The sequence below is a fragment of the Alcanivorax sp. genome (assembly GCF_002726155.1).
Lineage (GTDB): Bacteria > Pseudomonadota > Gammaproteobacteria > Pseudomonadales > Alcanivoracaceae > Alcanivorax.
The window spans coordinates 115,859-132,975 of sequence record NZ_PBSH01000005.1; the positions used below are offsets into that span (position 1 = coordinate 115,859).

Consider the following 17,117-nt stretch of genomic DNA (forward strand, 5'->3'; position numbering starts at 1 on the left):
CCCGTTTCAGCAGCCTGGTCTCAGCGTATGCTGCCGCTGGGCAGGCCATCTTCCTCAGCCGGTGCCAGATAATCCGGCAACAACACCACGGACTCCGGTTTGGTCTGCGCATAACTGGCATCCGGTGTCACATCGCCGCCCGGGCTGGACAGGATGTTATCGAAGCGCAACACCTGATCCTGAGATTTTTCCGCCACGTACAGGCTGCTGCCATCGAAGGCGATATCCACCGGATTGCCCAGCTGGGTATTGCCAACGGTGGTGCCATCGCCGTTATCAATGTTCACCGACACATTGGTATTGCCCTCTGCCCGATCGGCATTTTCGATCACATACAACTTGCCATCGGTAGGATTCGCCCCACTGCCCACGTCAGAGACAATCAGCGCATTGCTGTCAGCCACATAGACGATACCGTGCAGGTTAGTCGGTGCGGCAACGGCGCTACCGCCGATAGCCGGGGTGATAATCCGGTCTGCATCGTCCGCGCCTTCATTGGCTACGTAGTCGTCAAACACCGCCACCGTGCCATCGGTGAGCGCCACATAGAGGCGGTCCTGGTCCGGGTCATAAGCCAGATCCCAGGGCGGCACGGTCAGGGTTGTTGAAAACAGTGGCGGCGCATTGCCACCGGACTGGGCACCAAAGACTTTCACCGCCGGATCACCGTTATCGGTGATCAGCAGCAGCCCGGCTTCATCCGCCACATCAAAGCCTTTCGGGCTGACCAGTGTCGTTGCCGCCCCGGACACAATGCGGTCGCGGCTCAGCGAAAACATCTCGCCATCACGTTCGGTGCCCAAACGGTTCACCACCACAATGCGGCCGTCCAGGTTGGCGCCATCGTCAGCGGTGAGATAGACATCCCCCAGCTGATTCACGCTGACGCTTTCCAGTGACTCGCCCACGGTGAAATCCCGCTGCACGGTCGTCAGGTCGGTATCCAGCACCACCACATCTGGGTCACCCGGCAACGGCGCATTACTGGAGACCAGCACCCCGTTGATCGTGACGCTGCTGTCATCAATATCGGAAACATCGTCACCCAGTGACGGCGTCCTGATTTGCACCAACGATTCCGGCTTCACTGAGGCCACCGTCTTATTCGGTGCCACATCGCCGGACGCGCCAGAGAAAATATTGTTGTAGACCAGAATCGCATCGTTGGATTTCTCGGCAATATACGCCTTGTCGCCATCCAGAATCAGGTCTACCGGATTGCCCAGCATCGTCGCAGGCCCTGCGATCGTGCGATCCGGCGTCACCATGCCAGAAGCGGAGCTGGCATTACTGATCACATAAACCTTGCCATCATCCGCCACCGCCGCATCACCCACATCCGTCACCACCAGCGTGTCGGTGGCCGCGCGGTAGGCAATCCCGTGAATATTGGAAATGCTGGAGCCATCACCTGGGGTAATAGTCCGTGCTGCTGTGGCATCGAAACCGCCCGCCACATAATCGTCTACCACCAGAATAGTGCCGTTGGTCATGGCCAGGAACAGAATATCCAGGGTTTCGTTATAGGCCAGATCCCAGCAGTTGGCAGGGAGTGCGGTGGAGGCTAACGGCTGGGCCATGTCGCCCGCCGCGGTGCCAAACACTTCAATACTGTTACCGCCCACATTGGCGGCGAACAACAGGCCCGCCTCATGAGCCACGGCAATCCCTTTCACCGTGGCGGAACCGGGCGCATCGATATCGCGCTCCAGCGCCGGATCAGTCAGGCTGCTGTCTTCTCGCTGGGCCGCAAGGTGAATGGTTTGGAAGGAACTCGGGGTCGTTGTGTCATCGGCTACATACACGTTACCTAACAGATCCTGCGCCATGCCTTCGTTGCCACCGGATGAAAAACGCGCTTCCACATTCAGGTCCGAATCCAGCCGGTTGATTAACCCCTTATTGGTTGAGCCGTTGAGCATCACCAAAATCGGGTCCGTGCGAACCTCTGGTGGTGTTACGCTATTGTTACGACTACTGTTACCCCCACAGGCAGCGAGACTGATTGCCGCCGCCAGGGCCACACAGCCCACATTGCGATACGTGCCGATGTTCATCCTGTTACTCCTTTCCATCCATTGATAACAACCCATCGAACCACTGAACCCTCAGTGGCGGGCACGGTGCCGTGCCCTGCCAGTGATACGCAGGCAACACGCGGATGGATGCAAACAACCGGCAAATTTCGCGTGACAAAGTGTAACCGGCGAGTCCGACCGGGGTTTCTCATCCACCCGCTCCCCCCAACTGTCAGACACAAGCGCACTGCTCCTTGCAGCTGCCGGTGCCGGCGGCTACGCTGCCCCTGCGAATTCGCTTTCCCGGAACAACGCTTCCGGGTATTCTGAATACACTCTCTAAACAGCCCGAAGGGCCACCTTTTCCATCTTGGACACACCACTCGTTTCACAGCACATCAGCCTCGAACCCAACGATTCCCGTCGACTGGCCAGCCTCTGTGGCCGCCTGGATGAGCACGTCAAGCAGATCGCACAGCGCCTGCACGTGGAAATCCTCAACCGCGGCAACCAGTTTCACCTGGCCGGGGACGCCGACGCCGTGGATGCGGCCGGGGCGATTCTCAGCGAACTCTATGAACAGACCCGTGACGGCACCGAGCTGACCCCGGAAATGGTGCACCTGCATCTGCAACAGTCCAACGTGGCGGACCATGCCAGCAGCGGCAACGCAGACAACACCGTGCCCTTTCCCAGCGATGACATGCTGATCCGCACCAAGCGGGTACGCATCAAGCCCCGCGGCGCGCACCAGCGTGAGTACGTCAAGCAGATCCGCAAGCACGATATCAATTTCGGCGTGGGCCCGGCGGGTACCGGCAAGACCTGGCTGGCAGTGGCCTGCGCGGTCGATGCCCTTGAAAAAGCCGAAGTTCAGCGCATCCTGCTGGTGCGCCCGGCTGTGGAAGCCGGTGAAAAGCTGGGTTTTCTGCCCGGCGATCTGGCAGAGAAAATCGATCCCTATCTACGCCCCCTATACGACGCGCTCTACGAAATGATCGGCTTTGAAAAAGTGGCCAAGCTGATGGACAGAATGGTCATCGAAGTGGCGCCATTGGCCTACATGCGCGGGCGCACCCTGAACAACAGTTTTGTGATTCTGGATGAAGCCCAGAACACCACTCCGGAACAGATGAAAATGTTCCTCACCCGGATTGGCTTTGGCACCCGCGCGGTGATTACCGGCGACGTGACCCAGGTGGATTTGCCCCGCCATCAACGCTCTGGCCTGGTCAACACGCTGGAAGTGCTGGACGGAGTCAACGGCATCGGGGTGACCCGGTTCGATAGCCGCGATGTGGTTCGCCACCCGCTGGTTCAACGCATTGTAGAGGCCTACGACCGTCATGAACGGGATACCGACACCGACCGTTGATATCCAGTGGGCCAGCGATGCCCCGGACGCCCCCGACGAAGCCCGCCTGTGCGAATGGGTACGCCATGCGGCCATCGCCGCTGGCGGCGTGGTGGGCGACATCACCCTGCGCATCGTGGAAGAAGACGAAATTCGCGTCCTCAATCGCGACTACCGCGACAAGGACGCGCCCACCAATGTGCTGTCCTTTCCGTTTGAAATGCCCGAAGGGCTACCGGAAGACGCCGTCGAACCGCTGGTGGGGGATATCGTCATCTGCGACACGGTGGTCCACCGCGAAGCCAGCGAACAACACAAACCGCTCGACGCCCATTGGGCACACATGGTCACCCACGGTGTGCTGCACCTGCTGGGTTATGATCATATCGACGATGACGATGCGCTCGTCATGGAAACCCTGGAAATCCGCGCCCTTGGCGAGCTGGGTTTTCCTGATCCTTACAGCCCTGCCCACGACGAAGGCCAGGCGCCACCTGAAAACACGGAGTTTAACCCCTGATGTCGGACGATTTTTCGGATAACGGTACCAGCCGAAGTTGGTTGGAGCGTGTCGGCCAGTTTTTCTCACCCACTCCGGGAGACCGGAGCGAACTACTGGAACTGATGCGCTCCATGCGCGACACCCACATCATCGACGGCGACACCCTGGGCATCATCGAAGGCGCCATCTGCGTGGCAGACATGCAGGTGCGTGAGATCATGATTCCCCGTTCGCAAATGGTCAGCATCAAGGCCAGCTCCGACCCACGGGATTTTTTGCCCACCATTATCGACTGCGCCCATTCCCGCTTTCCGGTACTGGGCGACGACCCGGATGAAGTCATTGGCATCCTGCTCGCCAAGGATCTGCTACCGTTAATCCTTGATCCCGCCCGTATGGAGCGTTTTGCGATCAAAGATCACATCCGTTCGGCTATGGTAGTGCCAGAATCAAAACGTCTGGACTCCCTGCTGCGCGAATTTCGTATCAGCCGTAACCACATGGCCATCGTGGTCAACGAATACGGCGGCGTGGCCGGGCTGGTCACCATCGAAGATGTGCTGGAACAGATCGTCGGCGAAATCGAAGACGAACACGATATCGACGAAGACGATTACCTGATCAAGGATCTGGACAACAACGAGTACACCGTCAAGGCACTTACGCCCATCGACGACTTCAACGAACACTTCCACTGCCAGCTCAGTGATGAAGAGTTCGACACCATCGGGGGACTGGTGATGCAGAAGTTCGGGCGCCTGCCAGGCCGTGATGAAAGCATCACCCTGGAAGGCTTCCGCGTCACCGTGCTCAGCGCCGACGGCCGCACGATACGACTGTTACGGGTAACACCGCCGGGGGATGACGACAATGACCACACCGATCACGGAGCAGACACCAACTGATCCCGCCCCGGCTGCCTGGCGCTCTGCGCCCTGGGTAATGGCCTGCCTGGCCATTGCCCTGCTCGTTGGCCAGCTATTCAATAGCGCCACCCCCTCCCAGCCGGTGCTTAACTGGTATCAAAGCAGTGGTCTGAAAGCCCTGGAGTGGGACAACTACCTTTCCTGGCTTCGCTTCAATAACCAAAGCGCCCTGTCCCAACAGCTGGAGCAAAACGCGGATATGGACGCCCATGTCTACGGCGCGGCCCTGTTCGCCGATGACTTCGTGGTGGACAGCAAACGCCGCGCCCGGGATTTCTGGTCCGCTGCAGAGATCGAACAATGGGACCGCCTGCGCAAAAAAATTCCCGCACAGGTAACCACCAGCAACCTGTATCGCTGGGGCCTGCCCGACAACTCACCGCGCCCGGCCCGCTTCTTTACCGCCCCCTTCACCGGCGCTTCGCTCTGGCTGACCCTGGCCAGCCTGCTGTTATTAGTGCCGCTGGCCCCCACCCTGGAACGGCGCCTCGGCCACGGCCGAGTATTCGCCCTGTGGATTCTCGGGTGCCTGCTCAGTGGTTTTGGTTACCTGTTGTTGGCGAGCCCGGGGCAGATTCCTTTCCACGGCGCCACCGCGCCCCTGCTGGTCTGGTTCGGCGCCTTCTTCGGCCTGCAGCGCGGTGCGCTATCGCTGCCGGTCTGGCATCCCAAACACAAACGTTGGCAGCGCCTGTCTGTATCGCCCTACACCCTGCTGCCACTGCCCGTGGCGGCCCTCGCTGCCCTTGCCCTGTTCAGTAATCCACTGCTCGCCAACCTCAGCGCCGGCCTCGCGGCCTTTTTCGGCGGCCTGTTGCTGGTGCAGATCATGCGCCCACAACCCGTCGAGGCGGAACAGGAAAACCATAGCAGCCAGGACCCACAGCAACTGTCTTCGCTGACCCGGGGCTGGGACGCCCTGGGGCAACTGAACGGCGACGCCGCGAGTGCTGCCTTCGAGCAGGTCCTTGCCAAAGAACCTAACCATTTTGACGCCCTCACCGGCCTGTTCACAGCCCAGCAGATGAGCGGCGACACCACCACATTGAAACACGCCGCTGAGGCCTTATTTCGCCACCCCGCGCGTGCTTCTGGCGAGGCCCTCCAGATCAGCCAGCATTGGAAACAATACAATCAACGCAAGCGCGAACCACTCAGCACCGGAACCGGTTGCCAGCTTGTCCTCACCCTTACTCACGCCAGGGATTTTCAGCAGGCAGAAGCGCTGGCCAAACAACTCGACGAACACGATCATCGCAAGAATGCTATCAATACATTGCAACGGGCCCTGGAACAGGAAGGGCTTTCACATCGGGCCAAAGCGTTGACTCTCTGAGTCCTAACCAAGGAAAAAACATGAAAAGGAACCTTCCCGCTGTTGCTTTGCTGTCACTGACTCTGTCTGCCTGTATCAGCTCGGACATCCCCAAAAACAATTTGCCCAACCACTTTTACGAACCGGCACCGCCATTGGCCGATTCAGCTTACCAACACAGAATTATCAGCATTCGCTACCCTGCCGGGGTAGAGGAGGAACACAAAGCAGCCATTGCCGAACGTTTTGCGGACCATACGCCATACATGGCCCGCATGGCCGGAGCTCAAGAAGAAAAGATGGTTGCCAAGTTCAAGCGACAGCTGGACGTCAACCCAAAGGCCTTGCAACAAACCCTGGAGAAAACCAGTTTTTATGCTCTCTATCTCTACCAGGCCATGAACGATCAACTGGCAGAGAGCGGCGTAAAAATTGTGCTTGAGCCCACGATTCTGTCCATGAATGAAGAAGGGAAAGTATTCCAGAAACGGGCTTACCTACCCCTGCCCGCAGACGCCTGCCTGAATTTTATCAGTTATGTTGACCCGTATTTTCACCCCGGCACCTGGTCCGGCTTGCCCGCCACCTACGGAAAAGGCATTGCCCCTATTGTCAGCCTCCGCGTTGACCAACAAGCACTACCGGACAGCCAGGGGCTGTATGCGGCAACCACCCGATTAATGAACGGTACGCAAGTCATTCAATCCGATGCCATGGACTGTAATGGGGTCAGTGCTGACATCTTCTCATTACTGAACCGTGACCATCATTGGGATAAGACAACCAAAACACAATTCAGCGAACATGTTCCCCGTCAGTATCCGTACTTTATTCTCAAGATGGATAGCTTCGAGACATCATTTCCTGCCGCTGAATACTTGAGTGTCTTTGCACTGGACAGTCAAACGTTACTGGCGGACACCCAATCAGAAGAAACAGTAATCAGTGATGATCGTTATGCCGATTTTATTGCCCGCTTTGACACTGCCCTGGCAAATCGCTGGCGCCGAAAAAATCTGAGCAACAGTGACCAACAAGCCGTCCAGGATATCGAGTCTTTTCGCCTGGCGCTGGGGGATTTTGCTGTAGCAAAAAGCCAGGTTCACTTTGACCTCTATCTCGCAACTAACGACTTTTCCAATAACCAGACCGCCATCATTCAAGAAGCCAAAGTTCTTAGAAATGCCAACTTGATGACAGGCCTCAAGGTCATGAAGACCGCATTCATTACTGATCCGATCAAGATGCTTAGCGCCGCCCAGATGAGCGCCGATGACCTGACCTCAAGCCAGGCCAACCTCTACCTTCTGCGTGGCTACAAGGAAGTGGCCGCCGCCGCGGCACAGGTAACCATACCCGTCGACGTCACATTGGCGGGGAAGACAACCCGCCTTTCCGAAACCAGCATGGAAGCCCTAATCAACACACTGAAAGTGCAATACGACCACATCTATCACTAAGGTCCAGGCTTGGGTGACGATTAAATAGAAAGAAAAAAAGGGGGGGGGGTAGCCATAAAGTCTTACCCCCAGGCCACCCGGCACTCCGACACTTTCTGGCGTAAACGGGCATCGCGACAATGGCTTTCTACAAAGCGGAGATATTGCTCGGCCTTGCCTGCCAGCCCGAACTGTTCGGCCAGCACCTTGGCCAGTAACAGGTAGGCCTCTCCCAGGTCAGAAAAGTCCGGGTGTTTGTCGTGCAGATCCTTGAGCAGGGCAACCGCCAGTTTTGGCTCGCGTTCATGGATACCTTCCGCCAGCGCCAGCCTTTGCACCGGTGCACCCGGCAGCCATTGCGGGTCGCGTTTTCGCCGCCGGGTCACCAATGCCAGCGCATCACTCCAGGCCTGGGCGCGAATCAGCACATCCAGATAGGGCTCCACCAGGGCAGCCCGCTCTTGCTCTTTACCCAGCACCGCCAGCATCCGGTCGTGCTGGTGCCAATCCGCTACTGTGGCTTTCTTTGTCTTGATGACTTTCGTGGTGGTCAGCAACACCTTGTCGAACCGCCCGGCACACAACTGCGTGCGTTGGCGTCGCTCGGCCAACGGCTGGGTGACACGCCGCCCTCCCTGGTTCAGCCCCCACAGCCGACCATGACGGGCGGCGACATCTGCGCACAGGCCGGCCAATACCAGCCACCACCAGGCCAGCAGCAACCCGGCCAGGCCCTGCACCAGGGGCAAGGGCAACACATCCATGGCCACGCTAATCAACGCCACGACCAACACACCACCCAGCGATGCGAACCCGGCAGCCACGCCATAATCACGGGGGGCAGAGACAATGTAGGTGGCCGCCGCCGCATAGGCCCCAGGTTCAGCCCCTTGCACCAGCACCGCCAGCCACAGGGCCGGCACCAACAACATGCCAATCACCAGCACCATCAAGCCCGCCGGGACCGACACCGCAACCATCAGGAAGCCTGCCAGGGCGATAATCAACATTGCCGGTAGTGCCTGCCACAACGCGCTTTGCCAAACCTTGCTTTCACCCAGACAATCCCAGCCGGGCAAGGCTGCCTTGCGGCTTTTCCGGGGCCCGGCACGCAGTGCCATCAAGGCGGCGGAAAACGCAAAGGTCGGCAACCCTGCAAGCAAAGCCACCGGCACCATCATCCACAATGGCGGCACCAGCGCCGCCAGCACCGCCCAGATCGCCAACAGGGGCAGTAACGGCAAGGCAAACGGCAGCTGCAGATAATGGTCCAGTCGTTGCCACAAAGGGCCGACCTGATCCTGTCCCACCGGCACCAGATCGTGATTGCACAGCAAGCAACGGGCTTCCATACGGTGGTGCTCATCGCCATCCACACATTGCTGACACAGATGCAGCCCATCATGGGCGCAATACCACAGCGCCTCCGTTCCCGGATGGTACTTGCATGGGTGTTTCACTATGATGCCCCCAGACTTGTCGTTCCGGCTTGACCGGTTATTTTGCCTGCTACTTTATTCGTATTATTGCATCGACTCTAGTCCAAACCGCCAGGCGGCCCGCTCGCCAGCATGAAACGAGGAACCCCATGCGAGATCGTCTGTTGGCCTTGATTGCCGGCCTGCTTTTTCCCCTTGCCTTCGCTCCCTATGATCTCTGGCCGCTGCTGTTTGTCAGCATCGGCGCCGGCTACTGGTGCCAACAGCGAGCCGGTTCTGCCCGCGAAGCGCTGTTGCGAGGCTGGCTGTACGGGCTCGGCATGTTCGCTTTTGGCATTTCCTGGGTGCATGTGTCCATGCACGACTACGGCTTCATGCCTCTGTGGATGGCCATCCCGTTCACCGGTATCTTCGCTGCCTTTCTGGCCCTGTTTTACGGGCTCACTTTTTATGCCAGCTGGCAGCTGGGACGTTCGGCGCTGGCGTTTGCCGGCAGCTGGCTACTGCTGGACTGGGTGCGCGGCGTTTTCCTCACCGGCTTCCCCTGGCTGTATGCGGGCTATGCCCTGATCGATACGCCCTTTGCTCCGCTGGCCCCCATCGGCGGGGTCTGGCTGCTCACGCTCACCACCGTGCTGGTCAGTGCCAGCCTGGTTCGCCCGGCAAGCAGCCGGCGAGCATGGCACGCTGGCCTGGCCGCAGCCTGCGCCCTGCTGGTGCTCACCGCCGTCGCTCACACGCTCACGTTCACCCAAACCAGCGGCCCGGCCCAGAAAGTCGCGCTGGTGCAGGGCAACATTCCCCAGGACATCAAATGGCAGCTGTCCATGCGTGAGCGAACCCAGCAGATCTATCAGGATCTGACTCAAAATATTCCTGCCGATACCCTGGTGATCTGGCCGGAATCCGCCCTCACTGATTTCTACCAAAATGTGTCTGACTTTGTGGAACAGGAAGGCCAGCAAATCGCTGAACGTAACGGCGGCTTCATCACCGGGGTGCCCTGGCGCACGGTCAGCAACAGCGGGGTGACCTACCACAACAGCATTGCCTCGATTCCTTTGCAGCCGGGCGATGGCAACCCGCGGGTCTACCACAAACAAAAGCTGGTCCCGTTCGGTGAATACGTTCCCATGCAGTCATTGATCCGTGGGCTGATCCCCTTCTTTGATTTGCCCATGTCCGGCTTTACCCCCGGCAGCCCCACGCAGCCGAACCTGACCGCCCTGGGCCACACCGTGGCGCCATTCATCTGCTACGAAATTCTCTACCCGGAACAGGTAGCCACCCGCAGTCACGACGCCGATGTGCTGCTGACCATCAGTAACGATGCCTGGTTTGGCACCTCCGCCGGCCCGCTGCAACACTTCCAGATGGCCCGCATGCGTGCCGCAGAAACCGGGCGGTGGCTGCTACGGGGCACCAACAACGGCGTCACCGCGGTGATTGATCATCACGGCCAGGTGATTGATGCCCTGCCCCAATTCACCCGCGACGTGCTCTACAGCGAATACCATCCACGCACCGGTATCACCCCGTTCATGGCCACCGGTGTGTGGCCCTGGCTGCTGTTATCGGCGCTGCTGATCGGGCTGGGGGGCATGCTCAGGAACAAGTGAAACCCGATATATTTCTTTTTGATATAAGCTTATATCAAATTTGACATTCCTTTGCCGGGCGCCTATAACTGTGGTCAGAATATATCCACGGAGGCGCCATGCCCTGCCCCCAGATACAGGCTTTTTTTGACCCTGACACCAACACGGTGAGCTACATCGTGGTCGACCCGGCATCGCGCCACTGCGCGATCATCGACCCGGTACTGGACTACGCTCCCGAATCCGGCCAAACCCGCCACTGCAGCGCACAACGCATCGTCGACGCCGTTCGTGATCAGCAACTGACTGTGGACTGGCTGCTGGAAACTCACGTGCATGCGGACCACCTGTCCGCCGCGCCGTGGCTTCAGCAACAACTTGGCGGCAAACTGGCCATTGGCGAACACATCCGTACCGTTCAGGACACTTTCGGCACCGTCTTTAACGCCGGCAGCGATTTTGCCCGCGATGGCAGCCAGTTCGACCACCTTTTCCGTGACGGTGAGACCTACCGGATCGGCCAGCTTGATGCCCGGGCGATCCACACCCCCGGCCATACTCCGGCTTGCATGAGCCACCTGATCGGTGACGCCCTCTTTGTTGGCGACACCCTGTTCATGCCCGATTACGGCACCGCCCGCTGTGACTTTCCCGGCGGAGATGCACGCACACTCTATCGTTCAATCCAGACACTGATGGCCTTGCCGGATGAGACACGGGTGTTTCTCTGCCACGACTACTTGCCCGAAGGGCGCCAGGATTTCCAGTGGGAAACCACCATCGGCGCGCAACGCCAGCACAATATCCATGTCCATGCAGGCATCAGCGAAACGGCGTTTGTCACCTTACGGGAACAGCGTGATGCCACCCTGAGCCTGCCCCGGCTGATTCTGCCGTCGGTGCAGGTCAACATGCGCGCCGGCCACCTGCCTGCGGCTGAAGACAATGGCGTGCAATATCTGAAAATTCCGCTCAATACCTTCGCAACCCAGCCCACAACGGATGAGGACAGAGGCACAAGTGCGTAAGCTAACGCATCACACACCCAATCCGAAAAAGGCTGAATCATGACCGAATTCAACAAGATCAATGATGACCTGTCCGTATCTGCGCAACTGCTGCCCGAAGACATGCCTGCCGTTGCCGCCGCCGGTTTCAAGATGGTGCTCAACAACCGCCCGGACGGGGAAGCCGCCGACCAGCCCAGCAGCAACGAAATGGCCGTGGCCGCTGAAGCCGCCGGGCTCGCCTACGCCCATCAACCGGTGGTCGGCGCCAACATTGCCGAAACCGATATCGACGGCTTTGACGCCATCGTTTCCCTGGCCGAAACGCCGGTTTTGGCCTTCTGCCGCACCGGCACACGCAGCACCACCCTGTGGGCACTGACCCAGGCCACCGAACAAGACACTGGCAGCATTCTCGCTACCGCCGAACAAGCCGGATACGACCTGAGCAAGCTGGCCGATCGCCTCAACCAACGCCGGGAGCAATAACCATGCCGCGAGCCCTCCAATTTCTACACTGGTTACCCGCCAGCGACTGGTTGGCTCGCTACAACAAAGAGGAAGCTACCGGTGATGGCATCGCTGCCATTATCGTCACCCTGTTACTGGTTCCCCAGGGGCTTGCCTACGCGCTGCTGGCCGGCATGCCCCCGGAAACCGGGCTCTACGCCAGCATCCTGCCACTGATTATTTACGGCCTGTTTGGCACCAGTCGCGCCCTCTCCGTGGGGCCCGCCGCGCTGACCTCATTAATGACCGCCTCTGCCGCTGGCGCCATTGCCGGCGGCGATCCTCAGCGTTTCATCCAGGCCGCCATCGCCATGGCACTCTTGTCCGGGGCCATTCTGCTCGTAATGGCCGCCCTGCGCATGGGCTGGCTCACCAACCTTCTCAGCCACCCGGTGATCCTGGGGTTCGTTAGCGGCTGCGCCATCATCATTGCCGCCAGCCAGCTCAGCCATTTACTTGGCATCGAAGCCCATGGCGAGAACATCCTCACCATGGGCCGCAGCCTGCTGGGCAGCATTGAAGCGACCCACTGGATCACCGTGGCAATAGGCGCCCTCGCCATTGCCTGCCTGATCATTCCGAAAAAAATGGCTGGCCCACTCAAACGCTCCGCCCTGCCCGGCTGGCTCAGCGCCTTTCTCGGCAAATCCGGCCCGGTGCTTGCCGTACTGGTAACGGCTCTGGTGAATATCGGCCTGGGGCTGGATCAGCAAGGTCTTGCCGTAGTCGGCGCCATTCCCGACGGGCTGCCACACCCCGCGTGGCCAGGCCTGCAAACAGGCGAATGGCATCAGGTGCTGGTCCCGGCCCTGCTGTTGGCACTGATCGGATTCGTTGAGTCCATTTCCCTGGCCCAGGCGCTGGCCGCCAAACGCCGCGAACGTATCAACGCCAACCGTGAATTACTGGGGCTTGGTCTGGCCAATGTGGCCAGCGGCCTGTCCGGCAGCTTTGCTGTCACCGGCAGTTTTTCTCGCACCACCGTCAGTTTCGAAGCCGGCGCGCGCACCCCCATGACCGGCTTGCTCGCCGGGCTGGCCATGGGCGTCGTGGCCCTGTGGTTTACCGGCCTGTTCACCCGCGTTCCCCAGGCGGCCCTCGGCGCCATTATTGTCATGGGCGTACTCTCACTGATTGAATTACGAGAGCTGAAAAACCTGTGGCACTCCAGCCGCCCGGACAGCCTGGCCATGGCCGCTACCCTGGCCGGTGTGCTGTTAGTGAATGTGCAAACCGGCCTGCTGTTCGGGGTCGTACTGTCACTGGTTCTGTTTCTGTGGCGTGCCAGCCAGCCCCATGTGGCCGAAGTCGGTCTGGTCCCCGGCACCCACCATTTCCGCAACATAGACCGCCACGACGTTGTCGTGGAAAGCGCCGTGTTGTCTATTCGCGTGGACGAGTCGCTGTGGTTTGGTAACGCCCGCCCCATGGAAGACCTGCTCTACGACCGGGCCATGGCCCGCCCCGAGGTGCGTCATCTGGTGTTGATGTGTTCCGCTATCAACCACCTTGATGCCAGCGCGGTGGAAAGCCTGGAAAGCCTTAACGAACGGCTGGACGCGGCCGGCGTCCAACTGCATCTGTCTGAAGTGAAAGGCCCAGTGATGGATCGTTTGAAAAAAAATCACTTGCTGAGCGTGCTGAGCGGCCAGGTATTTCTCAGCCACTATCAAGCGGTGGAAACACTCGGGAAAAGCACTCACGAGACGTGATGTGTGGGGCGCGTAGCGTGGGGCCTTTCACAAATAGCGAACGTGATACCAGACAAGCGCCAGCCACTCGTACCAGATCTCCGGCACCATGGATAACGCCCCCGCCGACGGCAGCCAGGCCTGGGTCGGCAAGCGTTTGCTCCAGGCAGCCTGAGCCAGTACTCCCTGGCTCTGGAAGCACAGCAGCGCCCGGGGCAGGTGGGAGCGGTCGCTAACCAGAATCACCTCATCCATCCCCCGCTCAGCCAACAACTCGCTGCTGTGGCAAGCATTTTCCCAGGTATTGCGACTACGGGTTTCCTTGATCACAGTCAGCCCCGGCCAACGGCGCAGGGCCTGCTCGGCCATCAGGTCCGCTTCGGTGGGCTCGTTATCGTGCATGGGAGTCTGGCTAATGCCACCACTGACCAGCAACGGCAAGCCGTGCTCGTTGGCCAACTCGGCCGCCAATTTTAGCCGCCGCAGCCCTCGGGTGGTCAGGGAGAACCGGCCATTTCGCTGGCGCCGGCCCGCCCCCAGCACTACCACCGCCTGCGGGGTAATCCCGGTAATCCGGCGCGGCAACGGCGGCAGAAAGCTGCGCACCACCGCCGGCAGGCTGGCCCCCACCAGCACCAGCAGCGTCAGGTAGGTCAGCACCATGGGCAAGCCCCCATCGCATCTACACCCGGCAGGTGCCTCCACCCGGGATATTTATCGCTGTGATTGCACATATGGACACCTGCGCATTGAGAAATCCGGGCTAAGCTCATGTATCCTATGTCCCCTTCACGACCGGGATGTTCCCCAAGGTCGCCCTGTTCCCGTTTGTTTTTATGGTCAAGAAAAGAGAGCCGATGGACGCACAGTATCGCCCCGATCAGATCGAAGCCCAAGCCCAGCAATACTGGGATGACAATCAGAGCTTCAAGGTCACCGAGGATGCCGGCAAGGAAAAATTCTATTGCCTGAGCATGTTCCCCTACCCTTCTGGCCGCCTGCACATGGGCCACGTGCGCAATTACAGCATCGGCGATGTGGTCAGCCGTTACCAGCGCATGCAGGGCAAGAACGTCCTGCAACCCATGGGCTGGGATGCCTTCGGCCTGCCGGCAGAAAACGCGGCGATCAAGAACAAGGTGGCCCCGGCCAAGTGGACCTTCGAGAACATCGACTACATGCGTGGGCAACTGCAGCGCCTGGGCTTCGGTTACGACTGGGACCGGGAACTGGCCACCTGTACCCCGGAATATTACCGCTGGGAACAGTGGTTCTTCACCAAATTGTACGAGAAGGGGCTGGTGTACCGGAAAATGTCCACAGTGAACTGGGACCCGGTAGACCAAACCGTATTGGCCAACGAGCAGGTCATTGATGGCCGTGGCTGGCGCTCCGGCGCACTGGTGGAACAAAAGGAAATCCCTCAGTGGTTTATCAAGATCACCGATTACGCCGATGAGCTGCTCAATGATCTGGATCAGCTGGATGGCTGGCCGGAACAGGTCAAGACCATGCAGCGCAACTGGATCGGGCGCTCCGAAGGGGTCGAGCTGGACTTCTCCATTGAAGGTGAAACGCCCCTGCGCGTTTACACCACTCGCCCCGACACACTCATGGGCGTGAGCTACGTGGCCGTGGCTGCCGGCCACCCGCTGGCGCAAAAAGCCGCAGCCGCCAACCACGAAGTCGCAGACTTCGTTAAAGAATGCCAGAACACCAAGACCGCCGAAGCCGACATGGCGACCATGGAAAAGAAGGGCATTTACACCGGCCTGACGGCCACTCACCCGATCAGCGGTGAAGCGGTGCCGGTATGGGTCGCCAACTTCGTGTTGATGGGCTACGGCACCGGTGCGGTCATGGCCGTGCCCGCCCACGACCAGCGCGACTTTGAATTTGCGCAGAAATACGGCCTGCCCATCACCCAGGTGATTGAACCCGCCAACGGTGAATCCATCGATCTGGCACAGCAAGCCTTCACCGAAAAAGGCACCCTGGTGAACTCCGGGGAATTCACCGGCAAATCCTCCGCCGAGGCCTTTGACGCCATCGCCAACTGGTTGAGCGAACGCTCTCTGGGCGAAAAGAAAGTGAACTATCGCCTGCGCGACTGGGGTGTCTCCCGTCAGCGTTACTGGGGCGCGCCCATTCCCATGGTGGAAACTGAAGACGGCACCCTGCACCCCACCCCGGAAGACCAGCTACCCGTGGTGCTGCCCACCGATGTGGAAATGGACGGCGTCAACAGCCCCATCAAGGCCGACCCGGAGTGGGCCAAGACCACCTTTAACGGCCAGCCCGCCCTGCGCGAAACTGACACCTTCGACACCTTCATGGAGTCCAGCTGGTACTACGCACGCTACTGCTCACCGCAGAGCGACAGTGCCATGCTGGACCCGGCCGCCACTGATTACTGGCTACCCGTGGACCAGTACATCGGCGGTATCGAGCACGCCATTCTGCACCTGCTCTACTCGCGCTTCTTTCACAAGCTGCTACGCGATACCGGACTGGTGAACTGCGACGAGCCGTTCAAGCAACTGCTGTGTCAGGGCATGGTGCTCAAAGACGGCGCCAAGATGTCCAAGTCCAAGGGCAACACCGTGGACCCGCAGCAAATGATCGAAGAATACGGCGCCGACACCGTGCGCCTGTTCATGATGTTTGCCGCGCCGCCGGAGCAATCGCTGGAATGGAACGACGCTGGCGTGGAAGGCGCTTTCCGCTTTATCAAGCGCCTGTGGCGTCTGGTGGCCGAACATGTGGAAGCCGGTAATGCCGGCACACTGGACGTAAACGCACTGGACGACGCAGGCAAGGCGTTGCGCCGCAAGACCCACGAAACCATTCAGAAAGTCAGCGACGACTACGGCCGCCGCAGCACCTTCAACACCGCCATTGCCGCGGTGATGGAATTGATCAATGAGGTCAGCAAATTCGACGCTAACAGTGATAACGGCGCTGCAGTAAAACACGAAGCGCTGGAAGCGGCCGTGCTGTTGCTGGCCCCCATCATCCCCCATGCAGGCCACAGCCTGTGGCAGGCCCTGGGTCATGAAGAGGCAGTGATTGATGCCCGCTGGCCCAGCGTGGATGAAAGCGCGCTGGTGAAAGACAGCATCGAGCTGGTGGTACAGGTGAATGGCAAGGTCCGCGCCAAGCTGAACGTGCCCGCCAACGCCGACAAGGAAGCCGTGGAAGCGCTCGCCATGGACGAGCCCAACGTGCAGAAATTCATTGAGGGCAACACCGTGCGCAAAGTGATCGTGGTACCGGGTAAACTGGTCAACATCGTCGCCAACTGAACGCACTGCAACG

General features: G+C 59.6%; 13 protein-coding genes. 10 read left to right on the forward strand and 3 right to left on the reverse strand.

All coding sequences use genetic code 11. The features are described 5' to 3' along the window. Positions 1–20: 20 nt before the first annotated feature. Positions 21–2,057: an NHL repeat-containing protein gene (locus tag CL546_RS01905; protein WP_290492675.1), complete on the reverse strand. Its 2,037-nt coding sequence runs from the start codon at positions 2,055–2,057 to the stop codon at positions 21–23. A gap of 331 nt (positions 2,058–2,388) precedes the next feature. On the opposite strand from CL546_RS01905, the gene CL546_RS01910 reads away from it, so the two are divergent. From CL546_RS01910 to CL546_RS01930, 5 genes are all read left to right on the forward strand, one after another. After that, positions 2,389–3,393: a PhoH family protein gene (locus tag CL546_RS01910; RefSeq protein WP_290492677.1), complete on the forward strand. Its 1,005-nt coding sequence runs from the start codon at positions 2,389–2,391 to the stop codon at positions 3,391–3,393. Further along, complete coding sequence (ybeY, locus tag CL546_RS01915) at positions 3,365–3,892, forward strand: rRNA maturation RNase YbeY (protein ID WP_290492679.1); 528 nt, start codon at positions 3,365–3,367, stop codon at positions 3,890–3,892. Before CL546_RS01910 ends, ybeY begins: the two co-directional genes overlap by 29 nt. Further along, complete coding sequence (locus tag CL546_RS01920; protein WP_290492681.1) at positions 3,892–4,779, forward strand: HlyC/CorC family transporter; 888 nt, start codon at positions 3,892–3,894, stop codon at positions 4,777–4,779. The genes ybeY and CL546_RS01920 overlap by 1 nt, the downstream gene beginning before the upstream one ends. After that, positions 4,745–6,136: a rhomboid family intramembrane serine protease gene (locus CL546_RS01925; RefSeq protein ID WP_290492683.1), complete on the forward strand. Its 1,392-nt coding sequence runs from the start codon at positions 4,745–4,747 to the stop codon at positions 6,134–6,136. Before CL546_RS01920 ends, CL546_RS01925 begins: the two co-directional genes overlap by 35 nt. Before the next feature lie 134 nt (positions 6,137–6,270). After that, positions 6,271–7,575, forward strand: a complete 1,305-nt coding sequence (locus CL546_RS01930) for a hypothetical protein (protein ID WP_290492685.1) — start codon at positions 6,271–6,273, stop codon at positions 7,573–7,575. A gap of 62 nt (positions 7,576–7,637) precedes the next feature. Here the strand turns inward: CL546_RS01930 and CL546_RS01935 are convergent, their stop codons facing one another. After that, positions 7,638–9,014: a B-box zinc finger protein gene (locus CL546_RS01935; RefSeq protein ID WP_290492687.1), complete on the reverse strand. Its 1,377-nt coding sequence runs from the start codon at positions 9,012–9,014 to the stop codon at positions 7,638–7,640. 128 nt (positions 9,015–9,142) lie between these two features. Here CL546_RS01935 and lnt point away from each other — a divergent pair, with 128 nt between their 5' ends. From lnt to CL546_RS01955, 4 genes are all read left to right on the forward strand, one after another. Beyond that, positions 9,143–10,612, forward strand: a complete 1,470-nt coding sequence (gene lnt, locus CL546_RS01940; protein ID WP_290492689.1) for an apolipoprotein N-acyltransferase — start codon at positions 9,143–9,145, stop codon at positions 10,610–10,612. 98 nt (positions 10,613–10,710) lie between these two features. Continuing rightward, positions 10,711–11,619 (forward strand): MBL fold metallo-hydrolase, encoded by a 909-nt coding sequence (locus CL546_RS01945; protein WP_290492691.1) that lies wholly within the window; start codon positions 10,711–10,713, stop codon positions 11,617–11,619. Positions 11,620–11,658: 39 nt separating this feature from the next. Next, positions 11,659–12,087 (forward strand): protein tyrosine phosphatase family protein, encoded by a 429-nt coding sequence (locus CL546_RS01950; protein ID WP_290492693.1) that lies wholly within the window; start codon positions 11,659–11,661, stop codon positions 12,085–12,087. A gap of 2 nt (positions 12,088–12,089) precedes the next feature. Continuing rightward, positions 12,090–13,820: a SulP family inorganic anion transporter gene (locus CL546_RS01955; protein ID WP_290492695.1), complete on the forward strand. Its 1,731-nt coding sequence runs from the start codon at positions 12,090–12,092 to the stop codon at positions 13,818–13,820. A gap of 27 nt (positions 13,821–13,847) precedes the next feature. Here the strand turns inward: CL546_RS01955 and CL546_RS01960 are convergent, their stop codons facing one another. Continuing rightward, positions 13,848–14,462 carry a YdcF family protein gene (locus CL546_RS01960; protein ID WP_290492697.1) on the reverse strand — a complete coding sequence of 205 codons (615 nt, stop codon included), beginning with the start codon at positions 14,460–14,462 and terminating at the stop codon, positions 13,848–13,850. A 194-nt stretch (positions 14,463–14,656) separates the two neighbouring features. On the opposite strand from CL546_RS01960, the gene leuS reads away from it, so the two are divergent. Further along, positions 14,657–17,104, forward strand: a complete 2,448-nt coding sequence (gene leuS / locus CL546_RS01965; protein ID WP_290492699.1) for a leucine--tRNA ligase — start codon at positions 14,657–14,659, stop codon at positions 17,102–17,104. The last annotated feature ends 13 nt before the right edge of the window (positions 17,105–17,117 follow it).